15 protein-coding genes are annotated in these 20,381 nt (G+C 47.9%); 3 read left to right on the top strand and 12 right to left on the bottom strand.

Annotation, left to right across the window (positions count from 1 at the left end; genetic code table 11):
- The 8 genes from sucC to sdhC form a co-directional block, all read right to left on the bottom strand.
- The gene (sucC, locus tag KO512_RS12560) at positions 1 to 1,167 is read right to left on the bottom strand and encodes an ADP-forming succinate--CoA ligase subunit beta (RefSeq protein WP_215952702.1); all 1,167 of its coding nucleotides are present in this window, start codon (positions 1,165 to 1,167) and stop codon (positions 1 to 3) included.
- A gap of 162 nt (positions 1,168 to 1,329) precedes the next feature.
- Positions 1,330 to 2,763 (bottom strand): dihydrolipoyl dehydrogenase, encoded by a 1,434-nt coding sequence (gene lpdA, locus KO512_RS12555; RefSeq protein WP_215952701.1) that lies wholly within the window; start codon positions 2,761 to 2,763, stop codon positions 1,330 to 1,332.
- A gap of 41 nt (positions 2,764 to 2,804) precedes the next feature.
- Positions 2,805 to 4,028 carry a 2-oxoglutarate dehydrogenase complex dihydrolipoyllysine-residue succinyltransferase gene (gene odhB / locus KO512_RS12550; RefSeq protein WP_215952700.1) on the bottom strand — a complete coding sequence of 408 codons (1,224 nt, stop codon included), beginning with the start codon at positions 4,026 to 4,028 and terminating at the stop codon, positions 2,805 to 2,807.
- Positions 4,029 to 4,077: 49 nt separating this feature from the next.
- A complete protein-coding gene (locus KO512_RS12545; RefSeq protein WP_215952699.1) occupies positions 4,078 to 6,909 on the bottom strand; it encodes a 2-oxoglutarate dehydrogenase E1 component in 2,832 nt (943 codons plus the stop codon).
- A gap of 294 nt (positions 6,910 to 7,203) precedes the next feature.
- A complete protein-coding gene (locus tag KO512_RS12540) occupies positions 7,204 to 7,908 on the bottom strand; it encodes a succinate dehydrogenase iron-sulfur subunit (protein WP_215952698.1) in 705 nt (234 codons plus the stop codon).
- Between the two features lie 12 nt (positions 7,909 to 7,920).
- Positions 7,921 to 9,696: a succinate dehydrogenase flavoprotein subunit gene (sdhA, locus tag KO512_RS12535; protein WP_215952697.1), complete on the bottom strand. Its 1,776-nt coding sequence runs from the start codon at positions 9,694 to 9,696 to the stop codon at positions 7,921 to 7,923.
- Between the two features lies 1 nt (position 9,697).
- Positions 9,698 to 10,045, bottom strand: a complete 348-nt coding sequence (gene sdhD / locus KO512_RS12530) for a succinate dehydrogenase, hydrophobic membrane anchor protein (RefSeq protein WP_215952696.1) — start codon at positions 10,043 to 10,045, stop codon at positions 9,698 to 9,700.
- Positions 10,039 to 10,416 (bottom strand): succinate dehydrogenase, cytochrome b556 subunit, encoded by a 378-nt coding sequence (gene sdhC / locus KO512_RS12525; protein WP_215952695.1) that lies wholly within the window; start codon positions 10,414 to 10,416, stop codon positions 10,039 to 10,041. The genes sdhD and sdhC overlap by 7 nt, the downstream gene beginning before the upstream one ends.
- Before the next feature lie 513 nt (positions 10,417 to 10,929).
- On the opposite strand from sdhC, the gene gltA reads away from it, so the two are divergent.
- Positions 10,930 to 12,210 carry a citrate synthase gene (gene gltA, locus KO512_RS12520; RefSeq protein ID WP_215952694.1) on the top strand — a complete coding sequence of 427 codons (1,281 nt, stop codon included), beginning with the start codon at positions 10,930 to 10,932 and terminating at the stop codon, positions 12,208 to 12,210.
- Between the two features lie 349 nt (positions 12,211 to 12,559).
- Here gltA and KO512_RS12515 read toward each other — a convergent pair whose 3' ends face one another.
- A complete protein-coding gene (locus KO512_RS12515) occupies positions 12,560 to 13,768 on the bottom strand; it encodes an ammonium transporter (protein ID WP_215952693.1) in 1,209 nt (402 codons plus the stop codon).
- 281 nt (positions 13,769 to 14,049) lie between these two features.
- Positions 14,050 to 16,272, bottom strand: coding sequence for a bifunctional 23S rRNA (guanine(2069)-N(7))-methyltransferase RlmK/23S rRNA (guanine(2445)-N(2))-methyltransferase RlmL (rlmKL, locus tag KO512_RS12510; protein ID WP_215952692.1), 2,223 nt, complete (start codon positions 16,270 to 16,272; stop codon positions 14,050 to 14,052).
- Positions 16,273 to 16,683: 411 nt separating this feature from the next.
- Between rlmKL and rmf the strand changes: the two genes are divergently transcribed.
- Positions 16,684 to 16,890: a ribosome modulation factor gene (gene rmf, locus KO512_RS12505; RefSeq protein ID WP_215952691.1), complete on the top strand. Its 207-nt coding sequence runs from the start codon at positions 16,684 to 16,686 to the stop codon at positions 16,888 to 16,890.
- Positions 16,891 to 17,042: 152 nt separating this feature from the next.
- Here the strand turns inward: rmf and KO512_RS12500 are convergent, their stop codons facing one another.
- Together KO512_RS12500 and KO512_RS12495 are read right to left on the bottom strand one after the other, a co-directional pair.
- Positions 17,043 to 18,074, bottom strand: coding sequence for a quinone-dependent dihydroorotate dehydrogenase (locus tag KO512_RS12500; protein ID WP_215952690.1), 1,032 nt, complete (start codon positions 18,072 to 18,074; stop codon positions 17,043 to 17,045).
- 64 nt (positions 18,075 to 18,138) lie between these two features.
- On the bottom strand, positions 18,139 to 18,357 hold the full coding sequence (locus KO512_RS12495; protein ID WP_215952689.1) for a DUF2835 domain-containing protein: 219 nt from the start codon (positions 18,355 to 18,357) through the stop codon (positions 18,139 to 18,141).
- A 336-nt stretch (positions 18,358 to 18,693) separates the two neighbouring features.
- Here KO512_RS12495 and KO512_RS12490 point away from each other — a divergent pair, with 336 nt between their 5' ends.
- Positions 18,694 to 20,361 (top strand): BatD family protein, encoded by a 1,668-nt coding sequence (locus tag KO512_RS12490; protein ID WP_215952688.1) that lies wholly within the window; start codon positions 18,694 to 18,696, stop codon positions 20,359 to 20,361.
- The last annotated feature ends 20 nt before the right edge of the window (positions 20,362 to 20,381 follow it).

The raw sequence follows: 20,381 nt of genomic DNA, 5'->3' as shown, positions 1-20,381 counted from the left end.
TTATTTACCCTCCGCTGCTTTAACGGCTTGCTCTGCAGCATCTGTCAGGCTAGTCGCGGCAATGATAGCCAGACCAGACTCAGACAGCAGCTTAGAACCAAGCTCTGCATTGTTACCTTCCAGACGTACAACAACTGGTACTTTTACGCCTACTTCCTTAACTGCACCGATAATACCTTCAGCAATTAGATCGCAACGTACGATACCACCAAAGATGTTAACCAGAACGGCTTTAACCTTAGAGTCTTCAAGGATAATTTTGAAAGCCTCGGTAACACGCTCTTTAGTTGCGCCGCCACCAACGTCCAGGAAGTTAGCTGGGAAGCCGCCGAACAACGAAACGATATCCATCGTACCCATTGCCAGGCCTGCACCGTTAACCATGCAACCGATGGTACCATCCAGCGCTACATAGTTAAGCTCCCACTGAGCCGCGCGTGCTTCACGCTCGTCTTCTTGTGAAGGATCTTGCATCGCTTGCAGATCTTTATGACGGTAAACAGAGTTACCATCGATCGCTACTTTAGCATCCAAGCAGTGCAGGTTGCCTTCGGTAGTAATAACCAGCGGGTTGATTTCAAGCAGAGCCAGATCTTTCTCTTTGAACATCTTAGCCAGACCCAGGAAAATCTGAGTAAACTGCTTAATCTGAACGCCTTCAAGACCCAGTTTGAATGCCAGTTCACGCGCCTGATATGGCTGTGCACCGGTAACGGGATCAATCGTTGCTTTCAGAATTTTATCTGGCGTTTCTTCCGCAACCTTCTCGATCTCAACACCACCTTCAGTAGAGGCCATGAAGACAATACGACGAGATGAACGATCAACAACTGCACCCAGATATAGCTCATTAGCAATATCAGTGCAGTCTTCAACCAGAATTTTGGAAACGGGCTGACCATTAGCGTCAGTTTGGTAGGTTACTAGGTTTTTACCCAGCCAGTTGGCAGCAAATTCTTTTGCTTCAGCAGGAGAGTTGATCAGCTTTACGCCGCCAGCCTTACCGCGGCCACCTGCGTGAACCTGCGTTTTAACTACCCACTTATCACCGCCAATTTTCTCAGCAGCCGCCGCAGCAGCTTCTGGAGTATCTACCGCGATTCCTTTTGAAACCGGCAGACCATATTCGGCAAACAGCTGTTTACCTTGGTACTCATGAAGATTCATGCTCTAATCCGTCGTCTATTTCACACTTATCTAGGAACCTGCAAAAAGATAGGAGAGTGTATCCTTTCGCAGCCCAATTGCTTTAGATGATAAAAAAACCATCTGCCACAATAATCGGCCGGGAAGAACCCGGCCGAAATTTAAAATCTTATTGTACAGTGATTAACGCTTTTTGCGATTAGCCATATGGATAGCATGACCATCAACAGCTAAGGCTGCTTCATGGATCACTTCCGATACGGTTGGGTGCGCAAAGACAGTCAGCTGCAAATCTTCAGCAGTTGAACCAAATTCCATCGCTATTGCTGCCTGAGCAATCAACTCAGAAGCCATACCACCCACGATATGAACACCCAGAATACGGTCGGTCGCTTCATCGGCGATCATCTTAACGAAACCATCGGTATCATCGGCAGCCATCGCACGGCCAGAAGCAGCAAATGGGAATTTACCCACTTTGATTGCAACGCCAGCGGCTTTTAGCTCTTGCTCAGTCTTACCAACCCACGCCAATTCAGGATGAGTATAGATGATGCTAGGAATAACATCGTAGTTCATCTGTGCATGGTGGCCAGCAATAATATCAGCAACCATGATGCCTTCTTCAGATGCTTTGTGTGCCAGCATTGGACCACGTACAGAGTCACCAACCGCATACACGCCCGGTGCTTCAGTACGACACTGACCATCAACAAAGATAAAGCCACGCTCATCCAGTTTAACGCCAGAATCATCCGCCAACAGACCTTTAGTCAATGGACGACGACCAACAGCAACGATCAACTTATCGACAACCAGCTCTTTATCACCTTCAGCATCGGTATACTTCAGGGTCACTTCTTGACCATTGACCTCTGTACCGGTGCAACGTGCGCCCAATTTAATATCGAGGTTCTGTTTCTTAAAGACTTTGGCGGCTTCTTTAGCAACGTCTTTATCAGCCATTCCCAAGAATTCATCCATCGCTTCCAGTACAGTAACTTCAGTACCCAGACGCGCCCAAACAGAGCCCATCTCAAGACCGATAACACCGGCACCGATAACACCCAAACGTTTTGGCGTTTCGCTGATATTCAATGCGCCAACGTTATCCAGAATCAGTCCTTCAGTCAGCGGTGCTGGCGGAATTTCTACCGGTACAGAACCGGATGCCAGGATAACATTTTCAGCGGCATAAACAGTCTCAACACCATCAGCAGCGGTCACCTGAACCTGCTTATTCGCCAGCAACTTACCCATACCTTGGATAATAGTAACGCCGTTAGCTTTAAATAGACCGGCAACACCCATAGTAAGATTGCTAACAATCTTATTCTTACGGGCAACCATCTTCTCAACATCCATGGTGACATCACCCGTTTGGATGCCGTGCACGTCTGCGTGCTGTGTCTTGTGGAACTGATGAGTTGACTCAAGCAATGCTTTAGAAGGGATACAACCCACGTTGAGACAAGTACCTCCCAATACAGGAGCCCCTTTGTCATCAATCCATTTTTCAACACATGCAGTCTTCAGACCCAACTGTGCTGCGCGAATAGCGGCTACATAACCGCCAGGGCCTGCACCAATAACAATTACGTCAAATTTATCAGACATCTCTTTCCTACCTATCAATTCGGTTCTATTAATGGACTAGATTAAATTTCCAACAACATACGTGCAGGATCTTCCAGAAGGTCTTTAATAGTCACGAGAAATTGTACCGCTTCCTTACCATCAATCATACGATGGTCATAAGAGAGCGCCAGATACATCATAGGCAGAATTTCAACCTGTCCATTAACCGCCATTGGGCGATCTTGGATTTTGTGCATACCCATGATGGCAGTTTGTGGTGGATTCAGAATAGGCGTCGACATCAGAGAACCGAACACACCACCATTAGTAATGGTGAATGTACCGCCCTGCATATCATCAAGACCCAACTTGCCCTCACGACCGCGCTTACCAAAATCAGCAATAGTCGATTCAACATCGGCTAACGTCATACCATCTGTATCACGCAGAACAGGCACCATCAGGCCACGCTCTGTCGATACTGCAACACCGATATCCTGATAACCATGATAAACCATGTCGTTACCATCGATAGAAGCGTTAACCGCAGGGAAACGCTTCAGCGCTTCAGTCGCTGCTTTAACGAAGAAAGACATAAAGCCTAAACGAGTACCGTTATGGGTCTTCTCGAACAGATCTTTGTACTGCTTACGCAGTTCCATGATCGGCTTCATGTTAACTTCGTTATAAGTTGTCAGCATGGCCGCAGTTTGTTGCGCTTCAACCAAACGCTTAGCGATAGTGGCCCGCAGACGCGTCATTGGTACACGCTTCTCGATACGCTCACCACTAACAATATTCAGTGCCGCTGCATTATCAACTTTAACCGGTGCAGCGGGTGCTGCAGCTGGTTTGTTTTTCAGGAAGTTAACTACATCTTCCTTAGTGATACCGCCATTCTTGCCAGTACCCGGGATCTTGTTAGCATCCAGACCATTTTCTTCAATCAGCTTACGTGCTGCTGGACCTACTTTTTCAGCATCTGTTGGACCAGAAGCTTCAGCGGCTGCAGATGTTGCAGATGCTTCAGCTGGAGCAGAGGCCGCGGGAGCTGCAGACGCTGCTGCGCCGGCTTCAAAAATAGCCAGCACTTCTTCACTCAGTACAGTATCGCCTTCACCTTTGATGATCTCTTTGATCACACCATCAGTCGGCGCTACTACTTCCAATACCACTTTATCAGTTTCAATATCAACGATTAGCTCATCGGTGGCACAAGCCTCACCGGGCTGTTTGTGCCAGGTCGCTACAGTACCGTCGGCTACGGATTCAGGGAAGGTCGGCGTTTTGATTTCGATTGACATGTCTTTTCCTTTCTCAGTGCTACATAACAGGCTTTTTTATTCTGGCCTGTTAGCCATTGATTGCTTCATTAACCAGTTTTTCCTGCTGTTCAAGGTGTACAGAAATGTAACCTACGGCAGGAGCTGCGGCATGTGGACGACCCACACCTTCCATATGAATCTTGTCATTGTGACGAGCCAGTGCATGGCGCATATGATGCTGCGAACAATACCAAGCACCTTGGTTCATTGGCTCTTCTTGACACCAAACAGCAGACTCAAGGTTCGTGTAATCTTTGATCGCATCAAACATTTGATCTTCAGGGAACGGATACAGTTGCTCAATACGAATAATCGCAACATCATCCTTCTCTAGTTCAGCGCGGCGATTATACAGATCGTAGTAGACCTTACCGCTACACAGCACAAGACGTTTAACTTTCTTAGGATCCAAGGTATCGGTTTCAGCAATAACGGGATAGAAAGCCCCTTCGGACAGATCTTCCAGACTTGAAACGGCCTGCTTGTGACGCAACAGACTCTTCGGCGTCATGACCACCAACGGCTTACGCAGTGGGCGAACAATCTGACGACGCAGCAGATGGAACATCTGCGCAGGAGTCGTTGGAACACACACTTGAATATTGTGTTCTGCAGACAATTGCAGGAAACGCTCCAGACGCGCTGAAGAATGCTCAGGCCCCTGCCCTTCAAAGCCATGTGGCAACAGCATAGTCAAACCACATAAGCGTGCCCACTTGTGCTCACCACTGGTAATAAACTGATCGATAACAACCTGTGCACCGTTAGCAAAATCACCAAATTGAGCTTCCCAAATAACCAACGCATTCGGCATGGTAGTTGAGTAGCCATACTCAAAGGCCAATACCGCTTCCTCAGAGAGGAAAGAGTCATGCAGGGTTAATACAGGCTGATCAGCCGCAATATTTTTCAATGGCTCATAGACATCACCATTACGCTGATCATGCAATACCGCGTGACGGTGTGAGAACGTACCACGTCCCACATCTTGACCAGTCAAACGAACAGGGAAACCTTCAGCCAAAATAGTGGCATAAGCCAGTGATTCAGCCATACCCCAATTCAATTGCATTGCACCGACGGCCATACGTTTACGGTCATCGTAGATTTTTTGCACTTGACGCTGCACCTGGAAGCCTTCAGGCACTTCACAGATTTTAGTACCCAGCTCTTGCAGCAACTTGCTATCGACGCGGGTATCGCAATCAAATGACCACTGGTGACCTAGGTAAGGTGTCCAGTCTACAAACAGCTCTTGGTTAGGTTCGAGCACTAACGAATGCGTTACATGCTTGCCCTCTTCGAGATCCTTACGGTAGTCCAGTTCCAGCTGCTTGCTCTGTTCGGCGGAAAGCAGCCCTTCAGATATCAATTGCTGTGCATAGAGCTCACGGGTGGACTTCTGTACTTTGATCTGTTTGTACATCAATGGCTGCGTGCCTGACGGCTCATCCGCTTCGTTATGACCACGACGACGGTAGCAAACCAAATCAATAACTACGTCTTTCTTAAATTCAGTACGATAATCAACCGCCAACTGCGTAACAAAACGTACGGCTTCAGGGTCATCACCATTCACATGGAAGATTGGCGCCTGAACCATCTTAGCGATATCGGTACAGTATTCAGTTGAACGGGAGTCTTCCTGCTTGTTGGTGGTAAAACCAACTTGGTTATTCACAACAATGTGAATGGTACCACCGGTCTTATAAGCACGGGTCTGAGACATCTGGAACGTCTCCATCACCACGCCTTGACCCGCAAACGCTTGGTCACCGTGAATATTCACAGGGACAACCGTCGTACCGACCGCATCTTCACGACGATCTTGACGGGCACGCACAGAGCCTTCAACAACTGGTGAAGAAATTTCCAAGTGGGATGGGTTAAACGCCATCGCGAGGTGAACTTCACCACCACCGGTCATCACATTCGACGAGAAACCTTGGTGGTATTTAACATCACCTGACGTTTCCAGCGTTTTCTTGCCTTCAAACTCACCAAACAGTTCAGTAGGACTCTTACCGAAAATATTCACCAAGGTATTCAAACGTCCACGGTGAGCCATGCCGATCACAACTTCACGGGCACCCTGCTTTCCAGCACGTTGAATCAATGTATTCAGTGAAACAATCAGTGATTCACCGCCTTCAAGACCGAAACGTTTAGCCCCCGCAAAGCGAGAACCTAAATATTTCTCTAAACCTTCGGCAGCTGTCAGACGTTCAAGCACCATCATCTTTCTATCGGCATCGACAGATGGATGAGAGCGAACAGGTTCTAAGCGGGACTGAATCCAACGTTTTTCCTGAGTATCAACGATATGCATATACTCAGCACCCACTGTTGTACAGTAGGTTTTCTTAAGATCATCAAGGATCTCTTTAAGCGTCGCTTCTTCACCACCAAAAAACAGTGAACCTGTTTGGAAGGTCGTATCGAAATCAGCTTCAGACAGCTCATGAAAACGCGGATCGAGATCCGGCACCGGCTCACGTTTACTCAGGTCCAACGGATCAATATCCGCTGCCTGATGACCACGTACCCGGTAAGCATTAATCATCCGTAACACACGGATCTGCTTTTGCTCATGATCAGAGCTATTACCGCTGCCATTGGCAGTTGCGGCATGACGCTGATGTTGGGCCAAATAGAGGAAATGATCCCGAACCGGAGAATGTGGAACATCCTGGGTCAGGTTGTCGCCGACTTTGGGTAGTCGATCAAATTCTTCACGCCATTCCTGAGGAATCGCGTTGGGGTCCATCAGATAGGATTCATATAGCTGCTCAATGTAAGATAGGTTGCCACCGTATAGATGGGCATTCTTCCACATCAGCTCCATTATGCCTTCTTGCATTCTTGATCACCCTGGCTCAGGGGTACTTTGGAAGAACAGGATGCACCACGTCCTGTCCAACTGGCCTGTTGGGCCGTCCCCTGTTTAGTTACCGTTATTATTTCTCACGTCTATGCCCTGTTAGAGGTACAGAGCATACGGGACGTGATTCTACGCTTTTTAACGCTTGGTTCATATATCAATGCAGAGGGAATTCTAAAAACTTTCCATACAAACGGATATAAGTCTTTTGACTAGTACCCAAAAATTCCTTAAAAAAAAGCGGCTCCAACAGGAGCCGCCTTATTTTTGCAATTAGGTCGCTTGTGCAAGCAACATATTGCGGATCTTACCAATTGCCTTGGTCGGGTTGAGTCCCTTAGGGCAAACTGCGACACAGTTCATGATGCTATGGCAGCGGAAGACACTGAATGGATCATCCAATTCAGCCAATCGTTGCTCCGTTGCAGTATCACGACTATCTGCCAAGAAACGGTAAGCCTGGAGCAAACCAGACGGACCAATAAACTTGTCAGGGTTCCACCAGAACGATGGACATGCTGTAGAACAACATGCGCACAAAATACACTCATAAAGACCATCGATCTCAGCACGCTCTTCTGGCGACTGTAGACGCTCAATAGCCGGCGGCGGCGTATCGTTGAGCAAGAACGGTTTGATCTTTTCGTATTGTGTGTAGAACTGAGTCATATCGACAACCAGGTCACGAATTACCGGAAGACCCGGCAATGGACGTAAAACCAGCTTATCATTCTCAACAACATCAGATAATGGCGTAATACATGCCAGACCATTCAGGCCGTTCATGTTCATACCATCTGAGCCACATACACCTTCACGACATGAACGACGATATCCTAACGTCGGATCTTTGTCCTTCAGTAATTGCAGCAGATCCAGAACCATGATGTCCTTTCCACCCGGGATATCAATATGGATATCCTGCATGTAAGGCGCATCATCGATCTCAGGATTATAGCGATATACACTTACCAGCATCGTAACAACCCCTTAGTAAGTTCGAACTTTTGGTGGGAATGCATCCATGGTCTTCGGAGCAAAGTTAACATCACGTTTAGTGATCTCTTTGGTCTTCGGATCAAACATTGAGTGGCATAACCAGTTGACGTCATCACGTTCAGTATAATCATTACGGGCGTGAGCTCCGCGACTTTCTGTCCGTGTCAGCGCTGCGATAGCCGTCGCTTCTGCAACTTCCATCAGGTTTTCCAGCTCAAGCGCTTCGATGCGTGCAGTATTGAAAGACTTAGACTTATCTTCAAGGTGCAGATTAGAGACGCGCGTACGGATCTCCTTCAGCATCTCAAGGCCTTTCTCCATGCTTTCGCCTTCGCGGAATACACCGAAGTACAGTTGCATCGTTTTCTGAAGATCAGCACGAACCTCAGAAACACGCTCACCACCGGTAGAATTGTTCAGACGATTCAGACGTGCCATCGCTTGTTCAATATCAGCTTCAGTCGCATCATCAACAGCATAGCCTTCAGCCATCTGCTTCTCGATCTGAATACCCGCAGCACGACCAAATACAACCAAGTCGAGCAGAGAGTTACCACCTAAGCGGTTAGCACCATGTACGGATACACAGGCCACTTCACCACAGGCGAACAGACCATCAATAATATGATCATTACCATCAGCATCGCGACCAATCGCTTGACCACCAACATTGGTAGCAACGCCACCCATCTGGTAGTGACACGTCGGTACAACAGGCACAGGCTCTTTAACTGGATCGGCATGAGCGAATGTCTTAGACAGTTCACAGATACCAGGCAGACGGGAGTGCAATACTTCCTCACCCAGGTGATCCAGCTTCAGGAATACATGATCGCCATCTTCACCACAACCACGGCCAGCCAAAATCTCTAGAACCATAGAACGTGCAACAACGTCACGACCCGCTAGGTCTTTCGCGTTAGGCGCATAGCGCTCCATGAAGCGTTCACCGTCTTTATTGACTAAGTAACCACCTTCACCACGACAACCTTCAGTCACTAACACACCCGCACCAGCAATACCGGTTGGGTGGAACTGCCACATCTCCATATCCTGAGCAGGTACACCCGCACGCAGAGACATACCCATACCGTCACCGGTATTGATCAGAGCATTGGTAGTAGACTGGAAGATACGTCCAGCACCGCCGGTTGCAAGCACTGTTGCTTTCGCTTTAACGTAAACCGTTTCACCGGTTTCGATACAGATAGCGATAACACCAACAACGGCACCATCCTTATTTTTTACCAAATCAACCGCATACCATTCATTCAGGAAGGTAGTCCCGGCTTTCATGTTCGCTTGATACAGCGTGTGCAGCAGTGCGTGACCGGTACGGTCGGCAGCAGCACAGGTACGAGCAGCCTGGCCGCCCTCACCAAAGTTTTTAGACTGACCACCAAACGGACGCTGGTAGATACGGCCTTCTTCAGTACGAGAGAATGGCAGACCCATATGGTCTAGCTCAAACACCGCCTGAGGGCCAACAGAACACATGTATTCAATAGCGTCTTGGTCACCGATATAATCGGAACCCTTAACGGTATCGTACATGTGCCAGCGCCAGTCATCATTAGGATCAACACTCGCAATCGCACAGGTAATACCACCCTGAGCCGATACGGTGTGCGAACGGGTTGGAAATACTTTCGTAATACACGCGGTATTCAGGCCACCTTGAGCCAATTGCAGTGCAGCGCGCATTCCGGCACCACCACCACCAATGACAATACCATCAAAAGTCAGCGTACGTATCTTGCTGCTCATCTTACACTCCCCACAGAATCTGAATGCCCCAGACGACGTATATAAACGTCAACAGACCACAAAAGGCCTGAAATAAGAAGCGAATGCCGGTCGGCTTAATGTAGTCAGTCGAAATTGACCACATACCAATCCAGGCGTGAGACGCCATAGACAGTAAAGCTAGCAGCGTAAAAATACGCATTGACGTACATTCGAACAACTCACTCCACTGCTGATAATCTAAATTTGGATTAAACAGCATGTAGCCCATCATAAAGACAGTAAATGCAAGAAGCACAACAGCAGTTACACGCTGAATCATCCAGTCGTATAGTCCGCTTCGGCCAAAACTTGTAATTGAAGTTACCATATCCATACTCCTGCCAGAAGAATAGCAACAACTGCGATCGCCAAAGTAGCTTTGGCAGCGATCTGAGCGGTGTCTAATTCTTCACAATAACCAAAATCCATTACCAGATGTTTGATACCGGCAAAGAAGTGATACAGCAACGCTGAAACCAATCCCCACGCAATCAGCTTCGCAAAGAAGCTCTCAGTCAACATCTGCGCAGCGGCTTCAAAGCCTTGCTCAGATTCAAGAGACATTCCAAGTGCATAGAGCATGAAGAAAGCGCCAAAGAACAACGCTAGCCCCGTCGCACGGTGCAGTATGGAAGTGATAGCCGGAAGTGGCTGTTTAATAGTTCGTAGATCTAAGTTTACGGGTCTTTTCTCGTTCACGGCTCTTGTTCACACTTATGTTAAGCCCAATTGCAGGGCCAGGTTGTTAAAGGTAGTGTACAAAGACAAAGATAAGTACCTCGGTCCAGCGCCTGCACCCCATCCCGAAATGAGCAATGCAAGCTGGAAACGGAGTATACCAGCAAATTGCCGCAATACAATTAACCAACACGGCTTCTACGTCTATTGTCTAGTGTTTTATTTACTGAACACAATGCTTTTAACGCCTACAACCAAATGACTATTCAGCTCTTTTAAATTTCCTGTTAACACCTGATTACAAGGGGTTAGCCCATTGTTGCAATGCAATAAAAGCCAGTGCAATTGAATTGACAAACAGATTCAACTCACTATAGTGTCAGGGTCCTGTTATGAGCTAAGCCCTTTAGAGTTTGACTAATTTATTAGGGCCAAACGCTCGCAGGATTAACTGCAAACCCTGCTGTGGCGATAAATACTCTTACTACAATTTATAAAGTCATTCAGATTAAACAGAAATGATAGGAGCCTATAATGGCTGACAAAAAAGCACGCTTAACAGTCGACGGCATCGACGAGGTTTTCGAATTACCGGTATACGCCGGTACAATGGGACCTGATGTTATTGATGTTCGCGCCCTGACTGGTAAAGGCCTGTTCACTTACGACCCAGGCTTTGTTTCTACCGCGGCTTGTGATTCCGCTATTACCTATATCGATGGCGGCAAAGGCGTACTACTGCACGGCGGTTACCCCATTGAGCAATTAGCAGATAACTCTGACTACCTCGAAGTATGCTTCCTGCTGCTGAATGGTGAATTACCGACTCCTGAACAAAAGCAAACATTTGTAGACACTGTTAAGAACCACACCATGGTTCACGAACAGATGCTCCACTTTTTTAACGGCTTTCGTCGTGATGCTCACCCAATGGCGATTATGGTCGGTGTTGTTGGTGCTCTGTCTGCTTTCTATCACGACTCTCTGGACATCGATGATGCTCATCACCGCGAAGTTTGCGCTTACCGCTTAATTGCGAAGATGCCGACTATTGCGGCTATGTGTTACAAATACAGTATCGGCCAACCATTCCAGTATCCACGTAACGATCTGGATTATGCCGACAACTTCCTGCAAATGATGTTTGGTAACCCATGCTCAGATTATGTAACCAACCCGACCTTGGCCAAAGCAATGGACAAGATCTTCCTGTTACATGCAGACCATGAACAAAACGCCTCGACTTCTACGGTACGTCTAGCCGGCTCTTCAGGTGCTAACCCATTTGCTTGTATTTCTGCTGGTATTGCAGCACTTTGGGGGCCTGCTCACGGTGGCGCTAACGAAGCCGTTCTGACCATGCTGAGCGAGATTGGTGATGAATCCAACATCGAAGAGTTCATTCAGCGCGCTAAAGACCCTGAAGACTCTTTCCGCCTGATGGGCTTTGGTCACCGGGTTTACCGTAACTTTGACCCACGCGCTAAGGTTATGAAGCAAACCTGCGACGAAGTTCTGGCTGAACTGGGTATCGAAAACGACCCTCTGCTGAAAATCGCCAAACGCCTTGAACAGATCGCACTGGAAGACCAATACTTCGTGGATCGTAAACTCTATCCAAACGTTGATTTCTATTCCGGTATCATTCTGAAAGCAGTAGGTATTCCAACTAACATGTTCACTGTAATTTTTGCAGTGTCACGTACCATCGGTTGGATCTCCCACTGGAGTGAATTCCACAGCAGCCCGAATAAAATCGGCCGTCCACGTCAGCTGTACACTGGACCTGTTAAACGCGACTACCCTAAAAAGTAAGCCGCCCCACCAAAAAAAGCCGCATCTGCGGCTTTTTTTATACCTATTCTCAATAGCCAATCTAAAGCACTTGCCTCGACCAAACCTCGCCCGATTATTAGCAGCAACCCAAGCCGGCAGGCAATCGACCTAACCGCATTCCTTTCTTTCACTTAAAGCCCTATAAACTATCGACCCCTAACCCTCACAAGCCACACTCAGGCCCAGTTATACACGCCAACCACACCCACAGAGAAGCCACCGAGAAGCTCACCCCTCGTTGAGCGCCCTCATAGTCGCAAAAAAACCAGGCAAGCCTGGTTTTTCTGATGAATCATTAAAGTATATCTAATGGTTTGATAACCTAGGATTAATCTTCCGATACCGATTCAATTTTATGAATAGAAAGGTCGGCACCATTAAACTCATCTTCTTCATCGAGGCGTAACCCCATCACCACCTTCAAACCACCATACACGATACCGCCGCCAATCAACGCAACAGCAATACCCATCCCAGTACCGACCACCTGCGTCAGCAGACTTACACCACCTAAACCCCCAAGAGAGACTGAGCCAAAGATACCGGCTGCAATCCCGCCCCAAGCACCACAGAGGCCGTGCAATGGCCATACACCGAGTACATCATCAATCTTCCAACGATTCTGTACGACGGTAAACATCCAGACAAACAGCCCCCCTGCTACACCACCAATCATCAGCGCACCAATAGGATGGACAATATCTGAACCCGCACAGATCGCCACCAACCCCGCTAAAGGACCATTATGAATAAAACCAGGGTCATTTTTACCCACCAACAATGACACAATAATACCGCCAACCATTGCCATCAGACTGTTCACCGCGACCAACCCAGATATACCCTCCAAGGTCTGCGCTGACATCACATTAAAACCAAACCAACCGATACATAGAATCCACGCACCCAGCGCCAAAAACGGGATATTCGATGGTGGAAACGCCACCAATTTACCGCCACGGTAACGTCCCTTACGAATCCCCAACATAATGACAGCAACCAGACCCAGCCAGCCGCCGACACCATGCACCACAACCGACCCAGCAAAGTCATGAAAAGCAGCACCAAAAGAAGCCTCCAGCCAATCCTGAACGCCATAATTACCGTTCCAGATAATGCCTTCAAAAAACGGATAAACGAACGCTACGATTAACGAAGAGGCAATCAAAAAAGGCCAGAACCGCGCTCGCTCGGCAATACCGCCTGACACAATGGCAGGAATAGCCGCCGCAAAAGTGAGCAGAAAGAAAAACTTCACTAATTCATAGCCATTTCCTTGAGATAACGTTTCCGCATCCTGAAAAAATGTCACGTCGTACGCGACCCAGTAGCCGATAAAAAAATAGGCTACTGCGGAAAAACCGAAGTCAGTCATGATTTTCACCAACGCATTGACTTGGTTTTTCTGACGTACAGTACCGACCTCAAGAAAGGCAAATCCCGCATGCATGGCGAACACCATGATCGCCCCCATCAGAATAAACAACGTATTTGAACTCTGAACCAGTGTTTCTACAGCACTATTAACGCTTTCCACGGAGATCTCCTGCCAACTTACGCACTCATTTAAGGCCAATAATAATATTAAGCCCTTCAATGGTGCGAGATAGATTTATTAGAATAGTTTTGGATGCTGGCAATCATCCCTATACATAGCATAAATACAGGGATCTATTGGTAATAGCCAAAATCGCTCCAAAAATGTGCGTTATATTAAGCAGAGACCATGCCAACACTTACAACGCACCAACTAAAAGCAGCGAGTTCGCCAAAAAAAAAACCACCTTGCGGTGGTTTTTTCAATGACAATGCCGAATATCAGACGTCCTCGATCTCCGGCTTAGCGGATATCTCAAAGCACTGATGGATTTTACTGTTACGTTTAAAATCCAGATCAATGGTCTTACGCGTAATATCAACCACCTGATAGCGCTCAGACAAGGCCGGATCAATTTTAAAGCGGCGATAGTTATTCGAGAAAATCAGCTTACCCTCCGGACGCAATAAGCCCATCGCAAGATTGATCAAATCGGCATGGTCGCGCTGCACATCAAACACGTCATGCATCCGCTTAGAGTTTGAGAAGGTTGGCGGATCCATAAAGATCAGATCATAGCCCTCGCCTTTCTGTGCCCGCAGCCATTTGATGCAATCTTCCTGAAGAAAGTGATTCCGCGCTTCAGCAAAACCATTCAAGGCGAAGTTTTTCTTAGCCCAGTTCATATAGGTGGCTGACATGTCGATACTGGTGGTCGAGCGTGCACCACCTTTGGCAGCGTGCAGCGAAGCTGTGCCGGTATAACTAAAGAGATTAAGGAAATCTTTGCCTTTAGCCTCTTGCTGAATCTGCAAACGAATCGGCCGATGATCCAAAAACAAACCGGTATCAAGATAATCATCTAGGTTAACCAGAATACGGCATCCCCCTTCGGTGACATCAATAAAACGTTCGGTTTGATCCTGCTTTTCATATTGATTTGTCCCCTGCTGCTTCCGACGCTGCTTGAGGATAATATTCTCAGCGGGGATATTCAGCACCGACGGCAGCACGGCAACAATTTCTTGTAAACGCGCAAACGCCTTAACCACATCCACACTCTTAGGTGCCTGATATTCCTGCACATGCACCCAGTCATTATAGATATCGATGGCTGCAGAATACTCCGGCAGATCGGCATCGTATAAACGGTAACAGTTGATATTCTGACGTTTAGCCCACTTGCTTAACTGCTTCAGATTTTTGCTCAATCGATTGGCTAACATCTGCGCACCATCGCTTAATACAACAGGCGCAGCTTCTACCGCCTCATCAACGGATTCCGTTACCGCCTCAGGCATAGCCTTCGCGACCAACACAGGCTTATTGGCCGCCGTGATCTCTTTCTCGCTACGGGCGCGGATATTAAAAATCTGTAGCTGGCTGGGGATAGCACCGTTATACAGTTTGTAAGTTTTATCCGACGCCAACTTCATCATCTTGCAAAGCTCAGGGTTGCCAGTAAAGACAGCAGCCTGCCAACCGGTAAACTCTGCCTTTAGACGCTCGCCTAAATGCTGATACAAGAAAAACAGTGTCGGCTCGTCGCCTAAACGCTCACCATAAGGTGGGTTGGTCAGTACCAACCCGGCAGTATCGATGGCCGGATGTGATAACCGAGATAGCTCGCGACGCTCCAGATGAATCAGATCCTCCACTCCGGCTCGACGGGCATTATCCCGCGCAATGCCCAACACCTTCGCATCGGCATCAAAGCCCTCAAAACGGCTCGTCACCTGTTTGAGACCCACCTCACGACGCTCCCGCGCTTCCTCTAACAGACTTTGCCAAAGAACGTTATTATGCTGAGTCCAGTAAGTAAAACCGTAATCGCGACGCAACAACCCTGGGGCAATATCCGCCGCCATCAACACCCCTTCAATCAGTAGGGTGCCAGAGCCACACATAGGATCCAGCAACGCCTGTCCCTGAGCAGCCTTCTCCGGCCAACCGCAACGATATAGTAATGCGGCCGCAAGGTTTTCTTTCATCGGCGCAGCGCCGGACTGTAAACGGTAACCACGGCGGTGCAGACTGTCACCGGAGATATCCACGGCGATAGTCGCCTCCCCTCGCTGCAGGTGAACATTGACCCGCAGATCAGGTTTCAACCGGTCTACTGATGGTCGACGACCGGTTTCATCACGAATCTGATCGACAATGGCATCTTTAACTTTTTGTGAGCCAAAGCGGCTATGGTTAATACCTTCAGACTGTCCGGTAAAATCGATGATTAGCGTCCCCTCAGGGCGCATATGTTCCAACCACTTGACCTCCTGAACGCCGCGATAAAGCGCTGCGGCGGTTTCAGCCGGACAACGGTGCAGCTCAAACAAGACACGGTTAGCCACACGCGACCATAAACAGGTGCGATAAGCGGCCTCTAAGCCGCCAGAAAAATAAACACCGGCCAAGGTTTGCTTTGGCGCTTCAACATTCAGGGCCTGAAGCTCATCAAACAGAACAGGCTCCAGTCCTTTCGGACAGGTAGCAAAGAATTTCATACTCAGGGAATACCTCTTTTAAGAACAGGCATATTAACGGCAAACGCATTTAAGACCAATGACTAAGATGCCAATTCAAAGAAAACTATAATAAAGTGAATTTTTTTCAATCAGGCTTAGTTGTTTTAGCCACACTACGCAAGCCTTTGAAGTCATGCTCTTTTTGCACATGCGTTTGTGAAAATTTAATTAAAAACTGATTCTTGATACTTTTTTTTAATTACACACAGGAAACCATTTCCGCCATTGTGAATCACAGTAGATAACACCAACGACAGGAGAGATATGTCACTGTAACCGGACCTACTGAGATGATGACAGGTAGCAAGCTTAACATTGAGCTTTAATACCTCGTTGATCACCACGGTAATCCGCCCGAAAACATTAAGCACTATATAGAGGCATCTTTACATGAAGAGACAAAAACGTGATCGTTCTTCAGTACTTTTCAACCGCGGCTTCACAGCCGGACTCGTAGGCAAATCCAAAGACGAGTGCCCAGTCACTCTTGGCGACCTCAGGAACCACTGGTTAAGTGGTTGGCGTGAGGGCCGTGAAGCACATTGGGATGGTCAGTCGGGTGTCTCGGCCATACATATTAATCCCTCTTTACATTAACCTAGCACTGCAATACTAACGTAACCGGTAATACTCATTAAAAAGGTTATTACATAAACAAAGAAAGGCTCCTGAGGAGCCTTTCTTTAGTCTGATCATCCGCTAGCGAATAACGGGCAATACTGCTGTTTTCAACAACTTAATCGCCGCTGTTATAAACTACGATTAAGTTCTGCAATCGCCTTAACCGACTCAGCGATGAGTTCAGGTCCGCGGTAGATAAAACCGCTATAAACCTGCACCAATGAAGCGCCGGCCTCAATTTTTTCTGCCGCGTCAAAACCATTGGTAATACCGCCCACACCAATAATAGGCAGTGCGCCACCCAATTCACGAGAAAGAATGCGAATCGCTTTTGTCGCGGCATTACGCACCGGCACACCACTTAAGCCGCCCGCTTCTTGCGCCACCGGAGAATCCTCAACACCGGCCCGTGAAAGCGTTGTATTCGTTGCAATCACACCATCCATCTCATAGGACTTAAGCGCGGCAGCCACCAGCCCAAACTCTTCTTCGCTCATATCGGGAGCAATCTTAACCGCCACGGGTACATATTTACCATGCAACAGCGCCAAACGAGCTTGCTCTGTTTTCAGCGCGGCCAACAACTCATTCAGTGAATCACCAAACTGCAAAGAGCGAAGTCCTGGGGTATTCGGCGAAGACACATTGACCGTAATATAGGTCGCCTTGTCATACACTTTACGCATGCAGATGAGGTAATCATCAATCGCATTTTCTACCGCTGTATCGAAGTTTTTGCCGATATTAATGCCGAGGATGCCGTCGTAACGACTCTTTTCAATATTTTTGAGTAGCGTATCCACACCCTGATTATTAAACCCCATACGGTTGATAATCGCTTGGTGCTCAGGGATACGAAATAAACGCGGTTTAGGGTTACCGGGTTGCGGCCGTGGTGTCACGGTCCCCACCTCGACAAAACCAAACCCAAGTGCTGCCATACCATCAATTGCAATACCGTTCTTATCCAAGCCTGCCGCCAACCCTACAGGGTTCGGAAACTTAATCCCCATAACATCGACTGGCTGACTCAGCGTTTTACAACGAATAAGTGAATTTAATCCGACACTGGCCATCAGGTTAAGACTGTTCAAAGACAGATCATGGGCTGTTTCAGGGTCGAGCTTAAACAACAACGATCGGGCAGCTTGATAGAGCATGAAATACCACAGGTCAATTTAAAGTGCGGGCATTATAAGCAATGTCGCCGGCACTGTAAAAAAATCAAAGCCGTTCTATGGCACTGAACTTACCAGACTGGGTAAAAGAGATACGAAAACTCCCCTGAATACCGTTATGTAACAGGTAAGGCTGCAACAATGATGATGGAAACCGAACCCGTCGGCCATCACGGCTTCTTGCTACCACATCTTTTACCTCTTGCCGGTAATGGGCGAGATATTGTTCAGCGGTTAAACTGATATCGACGATTATAGACTGCATATACTCAGCACTTAAGACCGACTCCGCGGCCTACATTATGATTTTCACGGCTATTTTACGGTGAGCGTTCAGATCGAGCTATCGGTTTTATATCGCGACCTCCCGCAAGCCAATCACTCGGCGGTTACGACACTCAATGATGTTTGTTCGCACCCTGACCGTTCAGGATTCTGAATATAGCAAAAACAATAGCTTATAAAACCCCAAAAGATATCTTTTACTTCTATTTTTCAGTTATGCTAACGTATCAACAGCGGCATCACAGCCGCCAGCGGCCCCTCAAAACCCGCCACATAACTCTTGGAGCCGGACAGACAACCGGAGATAAAGCCACTTATGTCGCATTTGTTTCACCATACCCGTTTACTTGTTACCGTCATCTTTGCCTTTGTTTCTTTTCCGGTGTGCGCCGAATTTAGTGTCTACCCGGATCGATTCTCTATCACCGAAGGTGAAACTATCCTACTCACGGTAGAAGTAGATCAACGCACAGCCAGCCGGCCCGACTTTTCGCCACTGACGCAAGACTTTCATTTCCTCGGCAGCAAGCAGATGACTGTCTCTAGTTATGCTAATGGCGAAAACCAAAACACTACCCGTTGGAAAATACTGTTACGCCCACGTCGTGCTGGCGATCTACAGATCCCCGCGCTCCAGATGAACAACGAGTTTAGCCAGCCACAACTGATCAGCGTCGCAGGCACAAGTGGCGCTGCAGCGCTTGTCAGTCATGATGATTATCTCGAAAGCTCCGTCGATAGCAACGAGGTGTATCAAAATAGCCAACTGCTTTATAGCACTCGCCTATTTCACTTGGATGACCTTCCGCCGATGTCGACACTGTCTGAACCGGTAATCCCTGATACGCAAATCATCCCCTTGGGGGAAACACAGCACTACTCCCGCCAAATGAAAGGCCAGACCTATCAGGTAACAGAGCAAAGTTATGCCCTATTCCCTGAAAAGGCCGGTCAGCTCACCATACCCAGTGCTCATTTTAGCGCTGGGCCTGGCACTCCCGAGCTAAACACCGCTCCAGTGCTGATCGACGTATTCCCTCAGGTTGCACAGCAAAAACGGGGTTATTGGTTGCCAACCACCAAGCTCACCCTTGAAGACCTGACCAGTGGAGCCGAGAACACACTCACACTCGGCGACAGCCAAGTACGGACATACAAAATCAGTGCTGAAGGCTTACTCGCCAATCAGTTGCCGGCCATTATGCCTCTGCGTAATGAACTCGCACAGATTAGCGTTGACGATGTCAGCCTAGAACAGAAAGTTACGCCCAGCGGAATTATCAGCAGTCGGACTGAGACCGTGCGCATCCAGCCAACCGAACGCGGTGAAGTCACATTGCCGGAGATTAGTATCCCGTGGTGGAATATAAATCAGGACAAAAGCGCAACCGCCACTCTAACTCAGCTCATTCTCAACATAGAGCCTAGGAAAGTGTTAGCGGCCAAACCGGCTATCGTCGCGGACCAAGAAACAAAAGCCCCCACGCCACCTAAAACCACAGAGGCGGACAAGGAGCAGAAAGCACAATTTCTCATTTGGTTGTTAGCCGCCATAGCGATTATCTCTTCACTGGGATGGCTATATAGCCACGCCTCTCAGCGCCGCAAAAGATTTGATATCGGCGAGACCGATCAGCCTGCCGTTACGCCACGACAACCCTCTCAGCCACAAGACAACTCAGCACAACAAAGCAACCACGACAAACTCAATAAAATCATGCAGGAAGAGCAACAAGCGTTTCGCTTAGCCATAGAAGCCTGCTATAACGACCAACCCTTAGAAGCCCGGTTATTAATACTCGATTGGGCCAGACTATTTTGGCCCCATAACCGCTTTGAAGACAGTCTCGATCTGAGTGATCTAAAAAAGAGTAAAACCCTAGAACTCTTGTTAATTGATATGGAAAGCTATATCAGCGGTTCTGAATCTGGACGTTGGTCCGGCGATCTGCTCGCTAAAGCTCTTGAACATATCCGTTCATAATTAACACCGCTCGCGGCATA

Source organism: Amphritea atlantica, assembly GCF_018860855.1.
In the GTDB taxonomy this organism is placed as follows: domain Bacteria; phylum Pseudomonadota; class Gammaproteobacteria; order Pseudomonadales; family Balneatricaceae; genus Amphritea; species Amphritea atlantica_A.
Note: the sequence above shows the minus strand (reverse complement) of the source record. Positions and strands in the feature narration are given on the sequence as shown.

Bases quoted from the DNA above. Each gene is read 5' to 3' on its own strand.
- sucC (WP_215952702.1), bottom strand. From the start codon at position 1,167: ATGAATCTTCATGAGTACCAAGGTAAACAGCTGTTTGCCGAATATGGT.
- lpdA (WP_215952701.1), bottom strand. From the start codon at position 2,763: ATGTCTGATAAATTTGACGTAATTGTTATTGGTGCAGGCCCTGGCGGT.
- odhB (WP_215952700.1), bottom strand. From the start codon at position 4,028: ATGTCAATCGAAATCAAAACGCCGACCTTCCCTGAATCCGTAGCCGAC.
- KO512_RS12545 (WP_215952699.1), bottom strand. From the start codon at position 6,909: ATGCAAGAAGGCATAATGGAGCTGATGTGGAAGAATGCCCATCTATAC.
- KO512_RS12540 (WP_215952698.1), bottom strand. From the start codon at position 7,908: ATGCTGGTAAGTGTATATCGCTATAATCCTGAGATCGATGATGCGCCT.
- sdhA (WP_215952697.1), bottom strand. From the start codon at position 9,696: ATGAGCAGCAAGATACGTACGCTGACTTTTGATGGTATTGTCATTGGT.
- sdhD (WP_215952696.1), bottom strand. From the start codon at position 10,045: ATGGTAACTTCAATTACAAGTTTTGGCCGAAGCGGACTATACGACTGG.
- gltA (WP_215952694.1), top strand. From the start codon at position 10,930: ATGGCTGACAAAAAAGCACGCTTAACAGTCGACGGCATCGACGAGGTT.
- rlmKL (WP_215952692.1), bottom strand. From the start codon at position 16,272: ATGAAATTCTTTGCTACCTGTCCGAAAGGACTGGAGCCTGTTCTGTTT.
- rmf (WP_215952691.1), top strand. From the start codon at position 16,684: ATGAAGAGACAAAAACGTGATCGTTCTTCAGTACTTTTCAACCGCGGC.
- KO512_RS12500 (WP_215952690.1), bottom strand. From the start codon at position 18,074: ATGCTCTATCAAGCTGCCCGATCGTTGTTGTTTAAGCTCGACCCTGAA.
- KO512_RS12495 (WP_215952689.1), bottom strand. From the start codon at position 18,357: ATGCAGTCTATAATCGTCGATATCAGTTTAACCGCTGAACAATATCTC.
- KO512_RS12490 (WP_215952688.1), top strand. From the start codon at position 18,694: ATGTCGCATTTGTTTCACCATACCCGTTTACTTGTTACCGTCATCTTT.